Annotated in this window: 14 protein-coding genes; 6 read left to right on the forward strand and 8 right to left on the reverse strand. The window is 72.7% G+C overall.

The window, feature by feature from the left end; genetic code table 11:
* Window positions 1-5: 5 nt before the first annotated feature.
* Window positions 6-446, reverse strand: coding sequence for a MarR family winged helix-turn-helix transcriptional regulator (locus ABTZ99_RS11105; protein ID WP_498778667.1), 441 nt, complete (start codon window positions 444-446; stop codon window positions 6-8).
* A 249-nt stretch (window positions 447-695) separates the two neighbouring features.
* On the opposite strand from ABTZ99_RS11105, the gene rox reads away from it, so the two are divergent.
* Window positions 696-2,120 (forward strand): rifampin monooxygenase, encoded by a 1,425-nt coding sequence (rox, locus tag ABTZ99_RS11110; RefSeq protein WP_499610433.1) that lies wholly within the window; start codon window positions 696-698, stop codon window positions 2,118-2,120.
* A gap of 56 nt (window positions 2,121-2,176) precedes the next feature.
* Here the strand turns inward: rox and ABTZ99_RS11115 are convergent, their stop codons facing one another.
* The 3 genes from ABTZ99_RS11115 to ABTZ99_RS11125 are packed head-to-tail and all read right to left on the reverse strand — an operon-like array spanning window position 2,177 to window position 4,838.
* Window positions 2,177-3,265 (reverse strand): winged helix DNA-binding domain-containing protein, encoded by a 1,089-nt coding sequence (locus ABTZ99_RS11115; RefSeq protein ID WP_499610436.1) that lies wholly within the window; start codon window positions 3,263-3,265, stop codon window positions 2,177-2,179.
* Window positions 3,262-4,350, reverse strand: a complete 1,089-nt coding sequence (locus ABTZ99_RS11120; protein ID WP_499610438.1) for an epoxide hydrolase family protein — start codon at window positions 4,348-4,350, stop codon at window positions 3,262-3,264. The genes ABTZ99_RS11115 and ABTZ99_RS11120 overlap by 4 nt, the downstream gene beginning before the upstream one ends.
* 38 nt (window positions 4,351-4,388) lie before the next feature.
* Complete coding sequence (locus ABTZ99_RS11125; protein WP_498778663.1) at window positions 4,389-4,838, reverse strand: GNAT family N-acetyltransferase; 450 nt, start codon at window positions 4,836-4,838, stop codon at window positions 4,389-4,391.
* Between the two features lie 189 nt (window positions 4,839-5,027).
* On the opposite strand from ABTZ99_RS11125, the gene ABTZ99_RS11130 reads away from it, so the two are divergent.
* Genes ABTZ99_RS11130 through ABTZ99_RS11145 form a run of 4 tightly spaced genes read left to right on the forward strand, consistent with a single transcriptional unit; the run spans window position 5,028 to window position 10,373 of the window.
* On the forward strand, window positions 5,028-5,510 hold the full coding sequence (locus ABTZ99_RS11130) for a (2Fe-2S)-binding protein (RefSeq protein ID WP_498778662.1): 483 nt from the start codon (window positions 5,028-5,030) through the stop codon (window positions 5,508-5,510).
* Window positions 5,507-6,502: an FAD binding domain-containing protein gene (locus ABTZ99_RS11135; protein ID WP_498778661.1), complete on the forward strand. Its 996-nt coding sequence runs from the start codon at window positions 5,507-5,509 to the stop codon at window positions 6,500-6,502. Before ABTZ99_RS11130 ends, ABTZ99_RS11135 begins: the two co-directional genes overlap by 4 nt.
* The gene (locus ABTZ99_RS11140) at window positions 6,499-8,676 is read left to right on the forward strand and encodes a xanthine dehydrogenase family protein molybdopterin-binding subunit (protein ID WP_499610443.1); all 2,178 of its coding nucleotides are present in this window, start codon (window positions 6,499-6,501) and stop codon (window positions 8,674-8,676) included. Before ABTZ99_RS11135 ends, ABTZ99_RS11140 begins: the two co-directional genes overlap by 4 nt.
* Window positions 8,673-10,373 (forward strand): acyl-CoA dehydrogenase, encoded by a 1,701-nt coding sequence (locus ABTZ99_RS11145; protein WP_499610446.1) that lies wholly within the window; start codon window positions 8,673-8,675, stop codon window positions 10,371-10,373. The genes ABTZ99_RS11140 and ABTZ99_RS11145 overlap by 4 nt, the downstream gene beginning before the upstream one ends.
* 6 nt (window positions 10,374-10,379) lie before the next feature.
* Here ABTZ99_RS11145 and ABTZ99_RS11150 read toward each other — a convergent pair whose 3' ends face one another.
* Window positions 10,380-11,162, reverse strand: coding sequence for an SDR family NAD(P)-dependent oxidoreductase (locus ABTZ99_RS11150; RefSeq protein ID WP_498778658.1), 783 nt, complete (start codon window positions 11,160-11,162; stop codon window positions 10,380-10,382).
* Between the two features lie 107 nt (window positions 11,163-11,269).
* Here ABTZ99_RS11150 and ABTZ99_RS11155 point away from each other — a divergent pair, with 107 nt between their 5' ends.
* Window positions 11,270-11,905: a TetR/AcrR family transcriptional regulator gene (locus ABTZ99_RS11155; protein WP_499610450.1), complete on the forward strand. Its 636-nt coding sequence runs from the start codon at window positions 11,270-11,272 to the stop codon at window positions 11,903-11,905.
* 185 nt (window positions 11,906-12,090) lie between these two features.
* Here the strand turns inward: ABTZ99_RS11155 and ABTZ99_RS11160 are convergent, their stop codons facing one another.
* The 3 genes from ABTZ99_RS11160 to ABTZ99_RS11170 form a co-directional block, all read right to left on the reverse strand.
* A complete protein-coding gene (locus tag ABTZ99_RS11160; protein ID WP_498778656.1) occupies window positions 12,091-13,527 on the reverse strand; it encodes an aldehyde dehydrogenase family protein in 1,437 nt (478 codons plus the stop codon).
* A gap of 117 nt (window positions 13,528-13,644) precedes the next feature.
* Entirely contained in the window at window positions 13,645-15,087 is a 1,443-nt protein-coding gene (locus tag ABTZ99_RS11165) for a DHA2 family efflux MFS transporter permease subunit (RefSeq protein WP_498778655.1), read from the reverse strand.
* Between the two features lie 68 nt (window positions 15,088-15,155).
* On the reverse strand, window positions 15,156-15,815 hold the full coding sequence (locus ABTZ99_RS11170) for a DUF899 domain-containing protein (RefSeq protein WP_498778654.1): 660 nt from the start codon (window positions 15,813-15,815) through the stop codon (window positions 15,156-15,158).
* Window positions 15,816-15,852: the final 37 nt, after the last annotated feature.

The following is a 15,852-nucleotide window of genomic DNA, read 5'->3' on the forward strand; positions in this document are numbered from 1 at the left end:
CCCGGTCATCCCTGGTGCTCCAGGACCACGTTCAGCACCCGCACCAACTCCTCCCGCTCCGCCGCGGATAACGGGGCCAGCAGCGTCTCCTGAGCCTGCCCCACCACGCGGTCCAGGTGACGCAGGTGGGCCACACCCGACGGGGTGATGCTGACGATGTTGCGCCGCTTGTCGTCCGGGTCCGGGCGGCGCTCCACGGCGCCCTTCTCGGCCAACTCGTTCACGGTGGCCACCACGTCGCTGCGGTCCAGCCCGCCACGCCGCCCGAGCTCCGCCTGGCTGGCCGGGCCGAACTCGTCCAGCGCGGCCAGCAGCGAGTAGTGGTAGCGCCGCGCGCCGACCGCGCCCAACGCCTCCGACACCAGCCGGGCCGCGTGCGTCGTGGCCTGGCCGAGCAGCCAACTCGTCGTGCCGCGCAGCCGCCGGGGCGCGCCTGAGGTCTCCATATGACCGCACTCTACCGACTTGTTGGCCAGGCCAACGTTGACCGGTCGCGGACCCCGCACATGACGAAGGCAAGGAGGAACACCACTCCTTGCCACTCTCAACGTATAGCGCACCGGGGGTCTTGCGGCAAGGCCCCCGTCGTGCCGCACACTCTCCCCTCGAAGCCGGGACCTGCGGAAACGCGGAGGTTCCACGAGCGGTGGAACGGCCGGCCGACAGGCGACCCGGGTGGGGAAACAGGGGGTTTCATGATCGACGTGATCGTCGTGGGCGGCGGACCGACCGGCCTGATGCTGGCCGGCGAACTGCGGCTGCACGACGTGCACGTGCTCGTGCTGGACAAGGAGCCCGAGCCGACGAAGGTCGTCCGGGCGCTCGGCCTGCACGCCCGCAGCGTGGAGGTGATGGACCAGCGCGGTCTGCTGGAGCGGTTCCTGCCCCTCGGGCAGCAGCACCCGATCGGCGGGTTCTTCGCCGGCATCCCCAAGCCGCCGCCGCAGGGGCTCGACACCGCCCACCCGTACGTCCTCGGCATCCCGCAGCCGGTCACCGACCGCCTGCTCGCCGAACGCGCCACCGAACTGGGCGCGGAGATCCGACGCGGCGGCGAAGTGGTCGGGTTGAGCCAGGACGACGACGGCGTGACCGTCGAGCTGGCGGACGGCGCCCGGCTGCGCACGCGCTACCTCGTCGGCTGCGACGGCGGCCGCAGCACGGTGCGCAAGCTGCTCGGCGTGGACTTCCCCGGCGAGCCGAGCAGGGTCGAGACGCTGCTGGGCGAGATGGAGGTGACCGCGTCACCGGAGACGGTGGCCGCCGTGATGGCGGAGGTCCGCAAGACCCAGACCCGGTTCGGCCTCATGCCGCTGGGGGACGGGACGCACCGCGTCGTCGTGCCCGCCGAAGGGGTGGCCGAGGACCGCACGGTCCCGCCGACCCTGGAGGAGTTCAAGCACCGGCTGCGGGTGGTCGCCGGCACCGACTTCGGCGTGCGCTCGCCGCGGTGGCTCTCCCGCTTCGGCGACGCCACCCGGCAGGCCGAGCGCTACCGGACCGGCCGGGTCCTGCTGGCGGGCGACGCCGCGCACGTCCACCCGCCGGTCGGCGGTCAGGGCCTCAACCTGGGCCTGCAGGACGCGTTCAACCTGGGCTGGAAGCTGGCCGCGGAGGTCGACGGCTGGGCTCCGGAGGGCCTGCTGGACAGCTACCACGCCGAACGGCACCCGGTGGCGGCCGCGGTGCTGGACAACACGCGCGCGCAGATGCAGCTGATGTCCCTCGAACCGGGGGCACGGGCGGTGCGCCGGCTGGTGGCGGAGCTGATGGACTTCGACGAGGTGAACCGCCACCTGACCGAGAAGATCACCGCGACCGCGATCCGCTACGACTTCGGCGAGGGGCACGAGCTGCTCGGCCGACGCCTGCGCGACGTGCGGCTCGAGGACGGGCGCCTGTACGGGTTGATGCACGAGGGCCGCGGCCTGCTGCTCGACCAGACCGGCCGGCTCTCCGTCGCGGGCTGGGCGGACCGCGTCGACCACGTCGTCGACGTCAGCGAGGAACTCGACGCGCCCGCCGTGCTGCTGCGACCGGACGGGCACGTGGCGTGGGTCGGCGAGGACCAGGACGACCTGGTCGGGCACCTGCCCACGTGGTTCGGCGCCGCCGCCTGAGCACCCGGACGTCGGGCAGGCCCTCGCCTGTGCGAGGTGGCCCGCCCGGCGTCCGGTCAGGCGTGCCCGCCGACCGACACCGTGCCGACGGTCAGCTCCGGCCGCCCCTCCAGGAACTCGCCGACCCACGCCACCTCGCGGTCCAGCTCGGCCGAGTGCGCGGGCGACAGCGGCGCGAACGGCTCGACCGTGACCGCGATCCGCCGACCCGACCGCTTCTGGTGCCACACCCCGGCCACCACGCCGTCCACCAGCAGCACCGGGAAGTTCCCCGCCTGCCCGCCCGACAGCGCCCGCTCGGACGCCCGACCCGGGAACACCACCTCACGCGGGTGGCTGCCCACCACGTAGGCGTCGAAGTAGGGGAGCAGCCGCACCCCGGCCGGCGGCTCGTCCGGCCACGACGTGTCGCCGCGCACCACCCACCCGCCGTCCGCCTGCTCCAGGTCGGCCCGCTCGAACAGCTCGTCCACCCACCGCTTGGGCGCGGCCAGCCACTTCGCGAAGTGCGCCGGCGTGGCCGGCCCGTAGGACCGCAGGTAGGCGTGCAGCAGCTCGACCGCGCCGTTCGCGGCCGGCGCGAAACCCGGCAGCCACCGCTGCGGGCTCGTGTAGGCGGCCTTGCGGCCCTTGTTCGGCGCGAAGCACATCGCGCCGAGGTTCGACGCCACGCCCATCGCCTCCACCCACCGCGGCCACGGCGTCCCGCCGAACGCCTCCATCACCCGGTCGCCCGCCCACGCGCCGGTGCGCGCGACCACCCTCTCCGTCAGCTCGTCACCGGTCAGCTCGTCGTCGCGCAACGCGTCCGCGATCGCCGCCACCACCTCGGCCGTCTGCTCCTCGGTCAGCAGCTTCAGCCGTTGCGGCAGCTCCGCCAGCGCGCCCGTCCACATCGGCAGGTCCGCGGCGGGCAGCAGGTGCACCGTGCCGCGCGGCCCGCGCGTCTTCACCAACGTCCGGTCCACCCACACCGCGTCCCGCACCTGCTGCCGGGTCAGCGTCGTGCGGAGCCCGATCGACAACTCCGCCGCCGACATCACCTGGGCGTGCGCGCCGCACATCGCCCGCACCACCTCAACCGGGTCGGCCGACCGCGCCAGCAGCGAGTGCCGGCGCAACCGCCGGCCGAGCACGCGGTTCACCGCACCTTCCCGAAGAACGCGCGCACCTCGGCCGCGAACGCCCCGGGCACCTCCAGCGCCACGAAGTGCCCGCCCGGCTTGGCCTGCGGCCAGTGCACGATGTCGTTGTGCCGCTCGGCCAGCCGCCGGATCGCGGGCGGACCGCTGTAGACGCCCGTCGGCACCAGCTTCTGCCCTTCCGGCCACCCGAACCGCTCGTTGTCGTACATGAACCACGACGACGACCCCGCCGTGCCGGTCAGCCAGTACAGCGTGGCGTTGACCAGCAGCAGGTCGCGGTCGATCGCCTGCTCCGGCGAGTCGACCGCGATGGTGAACTCCCGGAACTTCTGCATCAACCACGCCAGCAGCGCCACCGGCGAGTCGTGCCAGCCCAGCGCGAAGGTCTGCGGCGCGGCGCGCAGCAACGCGTGGTGGTCCACCCCGGCGCGGGCCCAACCCTGCACCTGCCAGTAGAACTCGCGCTCGTCCTCGGTCAACGTCGGCAGGTCCGCCTCGGTCGGGAACCCCAGACCGCCGTTGACGAACACGCCGACCACGTGCTCCGGCGCGGCCTTCGCCACCTCGGGCGCGAGGTAGGCGCCGAGGTCACCTCCCTGCACCCCGTACCGCCCGTACCCCAGCCGCGCCATCAGCCCGGCGAACATCCGGCCCGCGCGGGCGACGTCGAACGGACCGGTCGGCTTCCCGGAGAACCCGAAGCCCGGGATGCTCGGCACCACCACGTGGAAGTCCCGCAAGTGCGCCAACGCGTCCACGAACTCGACGAACGTGTTCGGCCACCCGTGCACCAGCAGCAGCGGCAACGCGTCGGGGTTGTCGCTGCGGACGTGCAGGAAGTGCACGTCCAGCCCGTCGACCTCGGTGGTGAACTGCGGGAAGGCGTTCAGCCGCGCCTCGTGCGCGCGCCAGTCGAACCCCGTGCGCCAGTACTCGGCCAGGTCCCGCAGGTAGTCCACCGGCACGCCGCGCTCCCACCCCTCGCCGGGCAGCGGCCGCACCCAGCGGGCGCGGGCGAGGCGGTCGGCGAGGTCGTCCAGGTCGGCCTGCGGGAGGGCGATGCGGAACTCTTCGATCTCGGTCACACCACCGACCCTAGGACCCGGGTAGGACAGGATCCGTCCTAGATCGACCCCGGATGCCCGAACTGGGCGATCCGCAACCCGCCCTCGACCACCACCGTGTCGACCAACCGGAACCCCAGCCCCTCGTACAACGCGATGGCGGGCGCGTTCGCCGCACCCGTCGACACGATCGCCGGCCCGCCCTCGGCCAGCACCTGCTCCACCAGCCGCCTGGCGAACCCGAGCCGGAAGTGGCTCGGCGCCACGCACAGCCGGTCGATGTCCAGCACGCCGTCGACCTTCGCGTAGCCGACGAACGCCACCAGGTCGTTGTCGACGTACCCGCCCAGCCACCGCAGCGGCAGTCTCCGGATGTCCTCCACCGAGTCGTGCAGCCCGGGTATCGCCGTGCTGCCGATCAACTCAGCCTCGACCGCGTACGACAGCGTCGCGATCCGGTGCACCGCCTTCGCCGTCTCGTCGTCGGCGAGGTCCAGGGGAACGATCATGCGGGTCATCCTTTCCCACGAGGTGATCCGCCGGTTACCCGGTCCGATCGGCCGCGGAACGCCGTGTTCGGCGGCCGGCGGCGGCGCTCTGGTCGCCCGGGGGCTACTCCCGGATTGCGCAAGCTGCGAGTAGACCCCCTCAGGCGCCGCGAACTAGCTTCGGGCGACGAGCGGCCCGGAGGGGAAGAAATGGTCGAGATCGCGCTGCGGATCAACGGATCCGAGCACCGGCTGGACATCCAGCCACACGTGAGCCTGCTCGACGCGCTGCGCGACCACCTCGGGCTGACCGGCACGAAGAAGGGCTGCGACCAGGGCGCGTGCGGCGCGTGCACGGTGCTGTCCGACGGCGAGCGGATCAACTCGTGCCTCGCGCTCGCGGTGCAGTACGCGGGCCGGGAGATCACCACCATCGAAGGCGTCGACCACCCGTTGCAGCGGGCGTTCGTGCGGGCCGACGGGCTCCAGTGCGGCTACTGCACGCCCGGCCAGATCTGCTCGGCGATCGGGATGCTCGACGAGCACAAGAACGGCATGCCCAGCGCGGTCACCGACGAGCTGCCCGGCGCGGAGCTGTCCGACGAGGAGGTCCGGGAGCGGATGAGCGGCAACCTGTGCCGGTGCGGCGCCTACAACGGCATCGTCGCGGCGATCCGCGAGGTCGCGGAATGAAGTCGTTCGCCTACGTCGCCGCGCCGGACACGGCCACCGCGTTGCGGGCGGTCGCGGACGGGGACCGCGTGAAGTTCCTCGCCGGCGGCACGAACCTGGTCGACCTCATGCGCGAGCGGATCGAGCAGCCCGACACCGTGGTGGACATCAGCCGGCTGCCGATGTCCGGCGTCGAGGAACTGCCCGACGGCGGACTGCGCATCGGCGCGCTCACGACCAACAGCGGCGTCGCCGCCGACCCGCTGGTGTGGACCCGCTATCCCGTGCTGGCGCAGGCGATTCTCAACGGGGCGTCCCCGCAGCTGCGGAACATGGCCACGGTCGGCGGCAACCTGCTGCAACGCACCCGGTGCCTGTACTTCTACGACGAGGCCGCGCGGTGCAACAAGCGCGCCCCCGGCAGCGGCTGCGACGCGATCGGCGGGTTCTCCCGGGGCAGCGCCGTGCTCGGCGTGAGCGAGCACTGCATCGCGACCCACCCCTCGGACATGGCCGTCGCGCTGGTGCTGCTCGACGCGACCGTCGAGGTGCAGAGCACGCGCGGCACGCGGCGCATCCCGATCGCCGAGTTCCACCGCGTGCCCGGCGACGCGCCGCACGTCGAGACGGCGCTCGCCGCGGACGAGCTGATCACGGCCGTCGAGCTGCCGCCCGCGCCCGTCGCGGCGAACTCGCGCTACCGCAAGGTGCGCGACCGGGCGGCCTTCGCGTTCGCCCTCGTCTCGGTCGCCGCGGCGCTGCGGGTGGAGGACGGCGTGGTCACCGAGGTCCGGCTCGCGCTCGGCGGCGTGGGCACGAAACCCTGGCGTGCCACCGAGGCCGAGCGCACGCTGCTCGGCCGCCCCGCCACCGACGAGTCGTTCCGACTGGCGGCCGACGTGGAGCTGCGTTCGGCCACCGCCACCGCCCAGAACGCCTTCAAGGTCGAACTCGCGCGGCGCACCGTCGTGACAACGCTGCGGCGACTGCTCACCGGCGGGAGCGCGGCATGACCGTCATCGGACAACCGCTCGACCGCGTCGACGGCGACGCCAAGACGACGGGCGCCGCCCGGTTCGCCGCCGAGCACTCCCACCCCGGCCTCACGCACGCCGCGCTCGTGCACGCGACGATCGCCCGGGGCCGGATCACCGCCCTGGACACCGCCGCGGCGACCGCGGTGCCCGGCGTGGTGGCCGTGCTCACCCACCGGAACGCGCCGCCGCTGCAACCGCCGCCCGAGATCAACCCCCTCGACTTCAACACGCTGTTCACCGGCACCTTCGTCCGCTACCTGGGAACCGACGAGGTGCACTGGGACGGGGAGCCGATCGCGGTCGTCGTCGCGGAGACCCTGGCCGCCGCGCAGGAGGCCGCCGCCCTCGTCCGCGTCGAGTACGAGACCTCCGACGCCGCCGTGGACTTCGCGGCGGCGGAGCCGGGCGCGTGGCCGCAACCCGACAGCCCGCTGACGCAGGGCGAGGCGGGCAAGGGCGACGCGGAGGCGGCGCTGGCGGTCGCGCCGGTCGCGGTGGACCTGCGGTTCACCACCCCGCAGCACCAGCACAACGCCATCGAACCCCACGCCACGACCGCGGTGTGGGACGGCGACCGGCTGACCGTGCACGACTCCACGCAGTCGATCGACTGGTTCCGCACCCACCTCGCGGTCAGCTTCGGCGTCCCCACCGAGAACGTGCGGGTGCTCGCGCCCTTCGTCGGCGGCGCGTTCGGCGGCAAGGGCTCGATCTGGCCCGGCACCGTCCTCGCCGCGCTGGCGGCGCGCGCGACCGGCCGGCCGGTCCGGCTGGCGCTCACCCGCGAAGGGGTGTACCGCACCGTGGGCGGCCGGACTCCGTCGATCCAGCGGGTCGCCCTCGGCGCGACCCGGGACGGCAGGCTGACCTCGCTGGTGCACACGAGCACCAGCCGCATCGGCCACGTCGGCGGCATCCCCGAGCAGATCACCGAGCAGTCCCGGCACGCCTACGCCGCCGACAACCTCCTCACCCGCCAGCTCCTGGTGCAGGTGGACCTGGTGTCGAACGCCTTCATGCGGGCGCCGGGCGCGGCGATCGGCTCGTTCGCGCTGGAGTCCGCGATCGACGAACTCGCCTACGAGCTGGACGTGGACCCGGTCGAGCTGCGGATGCGCAACGAACCGGACGTGAACCCGCTGGACGGCAGGGAGTTCGCCCGCCGGCGGCAACGCGAGGTCTACGCGCGGGGCGCGGCCCGGTTCGGCTGGCACGAGCGGAGCCCGCGGCCGGGCACGACGCGGGACGGGCGGTGGCTGGTCGGCACCGGTGTGGCGTCCGCCTACCACCCGTCGTACCAGTTCCCGGCGGACGTGACGGTGCGGCTGTCGGCCGACGGGACCGTGCTGCTGCGCTGCGGCTTCCAGGAGATGGGCATGGGCGCGGCGACCGCGCAGGCCCAGGTCGCGGCCGACGCGCTCGGCGTGCCGGTCGACGCCGTCCGGGTGGAGTACGGCGACTCGGCGCTGCCGCCGTCGCCGGGCGCGAACGTGTCCATCCAGACCGCGAGCATCGCCGGCGCGGTGCTGGAGGCGACCGCGGAGATCAAGCGGTCGCTGAGCGCCCTGGCCGAGCGGACCGGCGGCGACAGCCCCGCCGAGATCATCCGCAACGCCGGCGTGCCGCACGTCGAGGCCGCCGTCGGACCGGAGACCCCGGCCGGCCGCATGACCGGCTCCGAGCGGTTCATGGCGATGATGATGCGCGACCAGCACCTGGTGAGGGCGGCCACGGGCGCGCACTTCTGCGAGGTGCGGGTCGACCCGGAGACCTGCGAGGTGCGGGTGTCGCGGTGGGTCGGCGTGTTCGACATCGGCACCGTGGTCAACCCGAAGACGGCGGGCAGCCAGCTGCGCGGCGGGATCGTGATGGGGCTGGGCATGGCCCTGTCCGAGCAGGCGCTCGTCGACCCGCGCACCGGGCGGATCATGAACCCCAGCCTGGCCGAGTACCACGTCCCCGTGCACGCCGACGTCCCGCCGATCGACGTGTCCTTCCTGGACGAACCGGACCCGACCATGCCCTTCGGCATCCGCGGCGCGGGCGAGGTGGGCATCACCGGCGCCGCCGCCGCGGTGGCGAACGCCGTGCGCCACGCCACCGGCAAGCGCGTCCGCGACCTCCCGATCACCCTGGACAAGCTGCTGTGACCGGCGTCCCCGAACGCTCCGACCGCGACCTCGCCGCGCTGGTCGCCGACCCGTCGCCGACCCCGTCGCCGCCCGCCGGGGACCTGGCCTCGCCGTACCTGCGGCTGCGTCGCCTGCACGCCGAGCGGGGCGACGACACGCCGCTGCTGGCCGACCACGCCCGGCTGCGCACCCTGCTGGAACTGTCCGCGATGGCCGACCCGAGCCTGTTCTTCGCGATGTTCCTGCACCACTGCATGGCCATGGGCGCCGCCCTGGACCAGGGCGCGGACCAGGCGGACGTGGCCGAGCTCGCCTCGGGCCGGTGGATCGGCGGCGCGCTGCTGGCCGAGCTCGGCCACGGCAACAGCAACTCCCGCACCCACACCCAGGCGGTCTACGACCCGGCCACCCGCGAGTTCGTCCTGTCCACCCCGGTCGCGGAGGCGGCGAAGTACCCCGCCACCGCCGGCGCGGCCGGCATCGCCCGGCTCGCCGTGGTCAGCGCGAGGCTCCTGGTCGACGGCACGGACCGGGGGACCGCGCTGTTCCTCGTCGCCCTGCGCGACGAGGACGGCCCGTGCCCCGGCGTCACGATCGAGCCGCGGCCACCGACCGCGCTGCTGCCCCTGGACTACGCGACCGTCCGGTTCGACCGGGTCCGGGTGCCGTACCGGCGGTGGCTCGCCGACGGCGCGACCATCGCCGAGGACGGCTCGTTCCACGACCCGCTGGGCGGGCCCGAGGCCCGCAGCCGCCGCAGCATGAGCATGGGCCGGTTCGGCTGGGGCGCCATCACCGCCGGGCTGGCGGCGGTGGCCCGCGCGAGCTCCTCGCTCGCGCTGACCCGCGCCCGTCGCCGCCGCACCCTCGACCGGCTGGCCGGCAACGTCGCCGCCATCGACCACCTCAACCAGCAACGCCTGCTGTTCGGCGCCCTGGCCGCCGCCCTCGCGGCGACCGCCATCGCCCGCCGCGACACCGAGCGGTGCTGGACGATCCCGGGAGCCGGTGCGGGCGCCGGCCTGTCCGCCGCCGAGCAGCGCGAGCTGGGGTTGAACAAGGTCACGGTCAGCGTGCTCGCCGACGCGGCGGTGAACCGGTGCCGGTCGGCGAGCGGCGCGGTCGGCTTCTTCTCGGAGAACCGGCTGATCGGCTACCAGGGGCTGACGATGGCCTTCCAGTCCGCCGGCGGCGACAACCGGCTGATCCTGATGGACGCCGCCTGGGCGATGGCCACCGACCCGGACCACCTCCCGCCGCAGGAGCAGGCCGCGCCGGACGAGTGGGGCAGGCTGCTGCGCGGCCGGGAACGGCTGCTGCACGCCGAGCTCACCGCCGGTCTGCGCGCGGACCGCGTGGACGGCACCGTCCCCTTCGACGTCTGGAACGACCGGACCGAACTGGCCCAGCGCTACGCCGAGACCCACGCGGCACGCGGCGCCGCCGAGATCCTGCACGCCGAGTGGCACGCCCCGACGCTCCCCGAGGAGTCCCGGCCGCTGCTCGCCGACCTGTACGAGCTGCACTGCGTCGAGCAGGTGGGCGAGCACGCCGGCTGGTACCTCGCCCGAGGGCTGCTCACGGCCGAGCAGGTGCTCGGGCTGCCCGAACGCGCCAACGAGATCTGCCGCCGCCTGCTCCGGCACACCGACGCCCTGGACCGGCTGCTGGAGGTCCCGGAAGGACTGCTGGGCGACTTCCCCGACACGGCCTGATCGCAGTCATGCCGCCGTCGTGTCGGGTTGCAGGGCGGGGCCGAGCAGGAGTCCGCCGTCCGCGACGAACTCCGAGCCCGTGACGAACGAGGCGTCGGCCGAGGTGACGTAGAGGAGCAGGGCGGTGATGTCGGCCGGGGTTCCCAGCCGCGGGATGGCGTACGGCTCGGGCGAGTAGAAGTCGGCGATGGGCGGCCGGCCCGCGATCGGCTCGTTGATCAACGGGGTGGAGATGACGCCGGGGTGGATGGAGTTGACCCGGATGCCGTCCCGGCCCAGTTCGAGCGCGGCGGTCCTGGTGAGCCCGCGCAGCGCCCATTTGCTGGCGACGTAGGGCGCGTAGAGCGGGGTGCCGACGTGGGCCATCGTGGAGGCGATGTTGACGATCACTCCGCCGCCGTTGCGGCGCAGTGACGGGGTCACGGCCTTGATGCCGAGGAACGTGCCGGTGAGGTTGACGTCGAGGATGCGGTCCCAGACCAGCCGCTCGACGGCCTCGATCGGTGCCGCGGGGTTCTGGACGCCGGCGTTGTTGACCAGCACCGCGATCGGCCCGAAATGGCGTTCGGTCTCGGTGACCGCCGCGACCCAGGCGTCCTCGTCGGTGACGTCCAGGCGGACGAACAGTGCCCGCGAGCCGAGTTCGGCGGCGAGTTCTTTGCCCGGCCCGTCGGAGAGCGCGGCGATGACGACGTTCGCTCCCTCCTGGTGATAGGCCCGGACGTGGCCGGCGCCCTGCCCGCCGGTGCCGCCGGTGACGAGAACGGTCTGCTTGTCGAAGCGTCCCATGACGCGGTCCTCCCTGACATTGGTGAGTCGAGTGACTCACCTCGCCATCAGGCTATGGTCGCGACAGATGGTGAGTCAAGTGACTCGCCTCGCGTAGGATGAGGTCCATGACGACGGAGCCCTCGACCTATCACCGGCGCGTCGCCGAGCAGAAGCGGGCAGCCATCATCGACGCCGCCACCCGACTGTTCCTCGATGCCGGGTACGCCGGCACGTCACTGGCCAAGGTCGCCGAGGCGGCCGGGGTGTCGAAGGCGACCCTGTTCAAGCAGTTCCCGACCAAGGCGGCGCTGTTCGACGCGATCGTGACGGAGTCCTGGAAGCTCGAGGACGAAGGCGACCTCCGCCCACCGACGGGCGACCTGCGGGCGGGCCTGACGGCCATCGGCCGCCGGTACGTCGCCCTCCTCACCCGGCCCGGCATGGCCGCCCTGTTCCGCATCGTCATCGCCGAACTGCCGCGCTTCCCCGAGTTGGGCGAGGCCCACTTCGAGCACGGCAAGATGCCCTACTTCGACTCGGTGCGCCGCTATCTCGACACCGAGAACGCCCTGGGAACGGCGAAGCTGGACGACCCGGAGCTGGCCGCGACCCAGTTCCTCGGGATGATCTCCAACTACGTCTTCTGGCCCCGGATGCTGCTCATGAACTGGTCTCCCGACGACGCATCGACGGCACACGTCGTGGACGAGGCCGTACTGATGATGGAAGCCAGATACGGCGTCGCGAACACCACCAACTGAAGCGGCAGGTGCCGTGCTTGAACGTTGGTCAGCGGGCCGGCCGGCGCGCCAACAGGCTCCCCGGCCACAAGGAGCAGCCGCCTGACCAGCACGATCAGTGCTTAGCGGTGGTTTCGTTCCGATGTTCCTCAAACGCGTGATAGGACGGTCCCGCCGCGTGGCGGGACCGTCCCGAGTGGACGGGCTCAGCGGCGGGGGAGGTAGATGGACTTCAGGGTCGAGTACGACGCGAAACCCTCCGGGCCCAGGTCGTAACCGAGGCCGCTGGCCGACAACCCGCCGTACGGCGCGCCCAGGTCCAGGTCGACGAAGTTGACGCCCATCGCTCCCGTTCGGACGGTCCGCGCCACCTCCAGGCCGCGGTCCACATCGGACGTCCAGACGGTGCCGCTCAGCCCGTAGTCCGAATCCTCCGCGATCGCCACCGCCTCCTCGAGCGAGCGGTACGGGGTCACGGTCAGGACCGGGCCCAGGATCTCGTCCCGCGCGATCGGCGACGAGCCCTCCACGTCGCCGAACACCGTCGGGCTGACGTACCAGCCGCGGTCGGTGTCGGGGCGCGAACCGCCGGCCGCCAGGGTCGCGCCGGACGCCCTGCCCGCCGACACGAAGGACTCCACGCGGGCGCGGTGCGCCTGCGACACCATGGGGCCCATCTGGGTCGCCTGGTCCAGCGGGTCGCCGATCGTCAACGACGACGCCACCCCCGCCAGGACCTCGACCAGCTCGTCGTGGTGGCGCGCCGGGACCAGCACGCGAGTGCCCGCGTAGCAGGTGTAGCCGTTGGTCATGAAGATCGAGCCGCCCAGCGACCGGCCGACCGCCGTGATGTCGGCGTCGTCCAGGACGAGGGCCGCCGAACGGCTGCTCAGCGCCAGGGACACCCGGCGCAGCAACCGCCCGCACACCTCGCCCACCTCGCGGCCGACGGGCGTCGAACCGGTGAACGCCACGCGGTCCACCCCGGGGTGGGCGACCAGGTGGCGGCCGATGTCGGCCCCGCCGGTGACCACGTTCAGCGCGCCGCCCAGACCGGCGCGATCCGCCGCGGCGGCCAGTTCCAAGGCGCCCAGCGGTGTCTGCTCGGCGGGCTTGAGGACCACGGCGCAGCCCGCCGCCAACGCGGCGGCGACCTTGAACATGGCGAGCGGCTGGGGGAAGTTCCACGGGACGACGACGGCCACCACGCCGATCGGCTCGCGCCGCACCACGGTCTCGCCCTCGCCGTCGACGCGCGGCCGGCGGTCCTCCACGGGCGTGCTCGCCGCCAGGCCCGCGTGGTAGCGCACGATGCTGATCGGCGCGAAACCCTCGGCCATCGTGGCCACGGTGATCGGGAGACCGTTCTGCGCGCTGGTCAGCGCGGCGCGGTCGTGGGCGTTCTTCTCCAGCTCGTCGGCGAAGCGCAGGAGCGACTCGGACCGCTCCTCGGGGGTGAGCCCACCCCACTCCGGCGAGCGCAGCGCGCGGCGCGCCGCGGCGACGGCGGCGTCCACATCGGACGTCGTCGACACGGGTGCGGCGCCGACCGGTTCACCGGTGGCGGGGGAGAGCACCGCCGCCGTGCCTCCGCCCGAGGGGACCCATTCCCCTCCGATGTACAGGGAGTCCCTCGTCGCCATGCCGCGCCTCCGCAGTCCGTCGCGATCGGAAGCACAGTCTCCCCACGGACGGAGGCGGAAGCTTCTTCGGGAATGCGGTGGTTCCGCGGGAGGCGGAACCACCGCACACCGTCGTGCTTACTTGGCGGTCTCCACGCCGACGGGCTCGGCCGCCGCCGGGGCCGCCTGGCCGGACGGGTTCTTGCCCGGCGCGAACAGCGCGGCGACCATGCCGACCACCGAGGCGATCGCGCCGACCACGAAGGCGGCCTGGAAGCCGTCCATGGCCGTGGACGCGTCACCGTAGCCGCCGTAGGTGGCGAACGCCGCGCCGAGGACCACGACGCCGAACACGCCGCCGATCTCGCGCACCGAGCTGTTCACACCGGACGCGACACCGACGTCGTTCTGCGGCACGGACGCGAACACCAGGTTGATCGTCGTCGGCAGGCACATCGCGATGCCGACACCGCCGAGGATCAGCGGCACGATGAACGAGCCGTACCCGGTGCCCGGCGCCGCCACCGCGGCGATCCACGCGAGGCCGGCGCCCTGGAGCAGCAGGCCGATGATCATGAACGGCCGGTTGCCCAGCTTGTCGGCGAACCCACCCGCGATCGGGGCGACCAGCAGCGGCATGGCCGTCCACGCGAGCAGCCGCAGACCGGTGCCCATCGGACCGTTGCCCAGGCCCTCCTGGAACATCTGCCCCAGCATGAACAGCGCGCCGATCAGGGCGAAGTGCTGGAAGAACGCCGAGATGTTGGCGATGGTGAAGCCGCGGATGCGGAAGTACTCCATCGGCAGCAGCGGGTGCTCGACGCGCTTCTCCCAGACCACGAACGCGACGATCAGCACCAGGCCGATGATGATCGACAGCAGGACCTCCGCGCTGCCCCAGCCCAGCGAGGGCTGCCTGACCGCGGCCCACACCAGCCCGAACAGACCGATCGACGCCAGCGCCAGGCCGACGAGGTCCAGCTTGGGACGCGGGCCGTAGCTCTCCCGCAGCAGCACCGCGGACAGCACGGTGGCGGCGATGCCGAACGGCACGTTCAGCCAGAAGATCCAGTGCCACGACAGGCCCTCGGTGATCAGACCGCCGACCACCGGACCGGCCGCGACGGCCAGACCCGAGACACTGCCCCAGATGCCCATCGCCATACCGCGCTTCTCCGGCGGGTAGGCGTCGGACAGCAGCGTCAGGCTGACCGGGATCGCGATGCCGGCCGCCACGCCCTGCAGGACGCGGGCGACGATCAGGATGCCGACCGTCGGCGCCAGGGCGGCCATCGCCGAGGCGAGGGTGAACACCGCCAGGCCGACCACGTAGACCCTCATCCGGCCGTACCGGTCGCCCAGCGCCGCACCGGTCAGCATCAGACAGCCGAACGCCAGGTTGTAGGCGTTGATGGTCCACTCGAGATCGGCCAGGCTGGCGTTCAGGTCCTGCCGGATCGTCGGGATGGCCGTCACCACCACCATCACGTCCAGCGACGTGAGGAAGGCGCACACCGCGACGAGCGCCAGCGTCCAGCCCGGGCGGGCCGGGCGCTGCGTTGCGGCTGAATCAGACCTCATGGCGTAACTCCCGGCTGTGGTAAGACGCGGTGCGCGTCATGTGGAACTCCGTTTCTCAGGTGCTGCGGTCAGGCGTCGTACTGGTCGTGGAGCCGCCACCACTGGTAGGCGGGCGTCTGCGGCCAGCCCTCGGGGGAGTCCTCCCACGTCTCCTGCCGGCCGTAGGGCGTCAGGTCCAGCAGGACGAGGTCGTTGCGGAGGTTGTCGATGCCCCGGGCCGCGGTGAAGTAGGTGCGGAACACGCGGTCGTCGTCGGTGCGCAGGAAGACGCTCAGGCCCGCGCCGCCGTGGATGCCGCAGTCCGCGTCGAAGTCGGTGCCCATGGTCGAGTACCAGGGGATGTCCCAGCCCATCCGCACCCGGTAGGGCTCGAACTGGGACACCGGCGCCGGCGAGGTCTGCACGTACGTGGTGTCGCGGGCGTGCAGGTGCGCCAGGTGGGGCGTGCTGTCGGCGGTGGCCGAGCAGCCGGGGCAGCGGTGGTCCGAACCCGGCTCCATCATGAAGTGGTAGACGATGAGCTGACGGCGCCCGTCGAACAGCCCGACGAGGTCCTTCTTCCCGTCGACGCCTTCGAAGACGTAGTCCTTGTCGAACTCCACCATCGGCATCCGACGCCTGCGCGCGGCGAGGGCGTCCAGCGCGCGGGTCATCTTCTTCTCTTCGACGAGCAGCTCCTCCCGAGCTGCTTCCCACTCCCGCGCGGAGACGATCGGCGGCAGCTTCATGAGCACTCCTGTGGTTCGGCTTCTTCGACTGGCGCAC

The sequence above is a fragment of the Actinosynnema sp. NPDC002837 genome (assembly GCF_040295345.1).
Classification (GTDB): domain Bacteria; phylum Actinomycetota; class Actinomycetes; order Mycobacteriales; family Pseudonocardiaceae; genus Actinosynnema.

Bases quoted from the DNA above. Each gene is read 5' to 3' on its own strand.
- ABTZ99_RS11150 (WP_498778658.1), bottom strand. From the start codon at position 11,162: ATGGGACGCTTCGACAAGCAGACCGTTCTCGTCACCGGCGGCACCGGC.
- ABTZ99_RS11165 (WP_498778655.1), bottom strand. From the start codon at position 15,087: ATGAGGTCTGATTCAGCCGCAACGCAGCGCCCGGCCCGCCCGGGCTGG.
- ABTZ99_RS11135 (WP_498778661.1), top strand. From the start codon at position 5,507: ATGAAGTCGTTCGCCTACGTCGCCGCGCCGGACACGGCCACCGCGTTG.
- ABTZ99_RS11170 (WP_498778654.1), bottom strand. From the start codon at position 15,815: ATGAAGCTGCCGCCGATCGTCTCCGCGCGGGAGTGGGAAGCAGCTCGG.
- ABTZ99_RS11140 (WP_499610443.1), top strand. From the start codon at position 6,499: ATGACCGTCATCGGACAACCGCTCGACCGCGTCGACGGCGACGCCAAG.
- ABTZ99_RS11105 (WP_498778667.1), bottom strand. From the start codon at position 446: ATGGAGACCTCAGGCGCGCCCCGGCGGCTGCGCGGCACGACGAGTTGG.
- rox (WP_499610433.1), top strand. From the start codon at position 696: ATGATCGACGTGATCGTCGTGGGCGGCGGACCGACCGGCCTGATGCTG.
- ABTZ99_RS11130 (WP_498778662.1), top strand. From the start codon at position 5,028: ATGGTCGAGATCGCGCTGCGGATCAACGGATCCGAGCACCGGCTGGAC.
- ABTZ99_RS11160 (WP_498778656.1), bottom strand. From the start codon at position 13,527: ATGGCGACGAGGGACTCCCTGTACATCGGAGGGGAATGGGTCCCCTCG.
- ABTZ99_RS11125 (WP_498778663.1), bottom strand. From the start codon at position 4,838: ATGATCGTTCCCCTGGACCTCGCCGACGACGAGACGGCGAAGGCGGTG.
- ABTZ99_RS11155 (WP_499610450.1), top strand. From the start codon at position 11,270: ATGACGACGGAGCCCTCGACCTATCACCGGCGCGTCGCCGAGCAGAAG.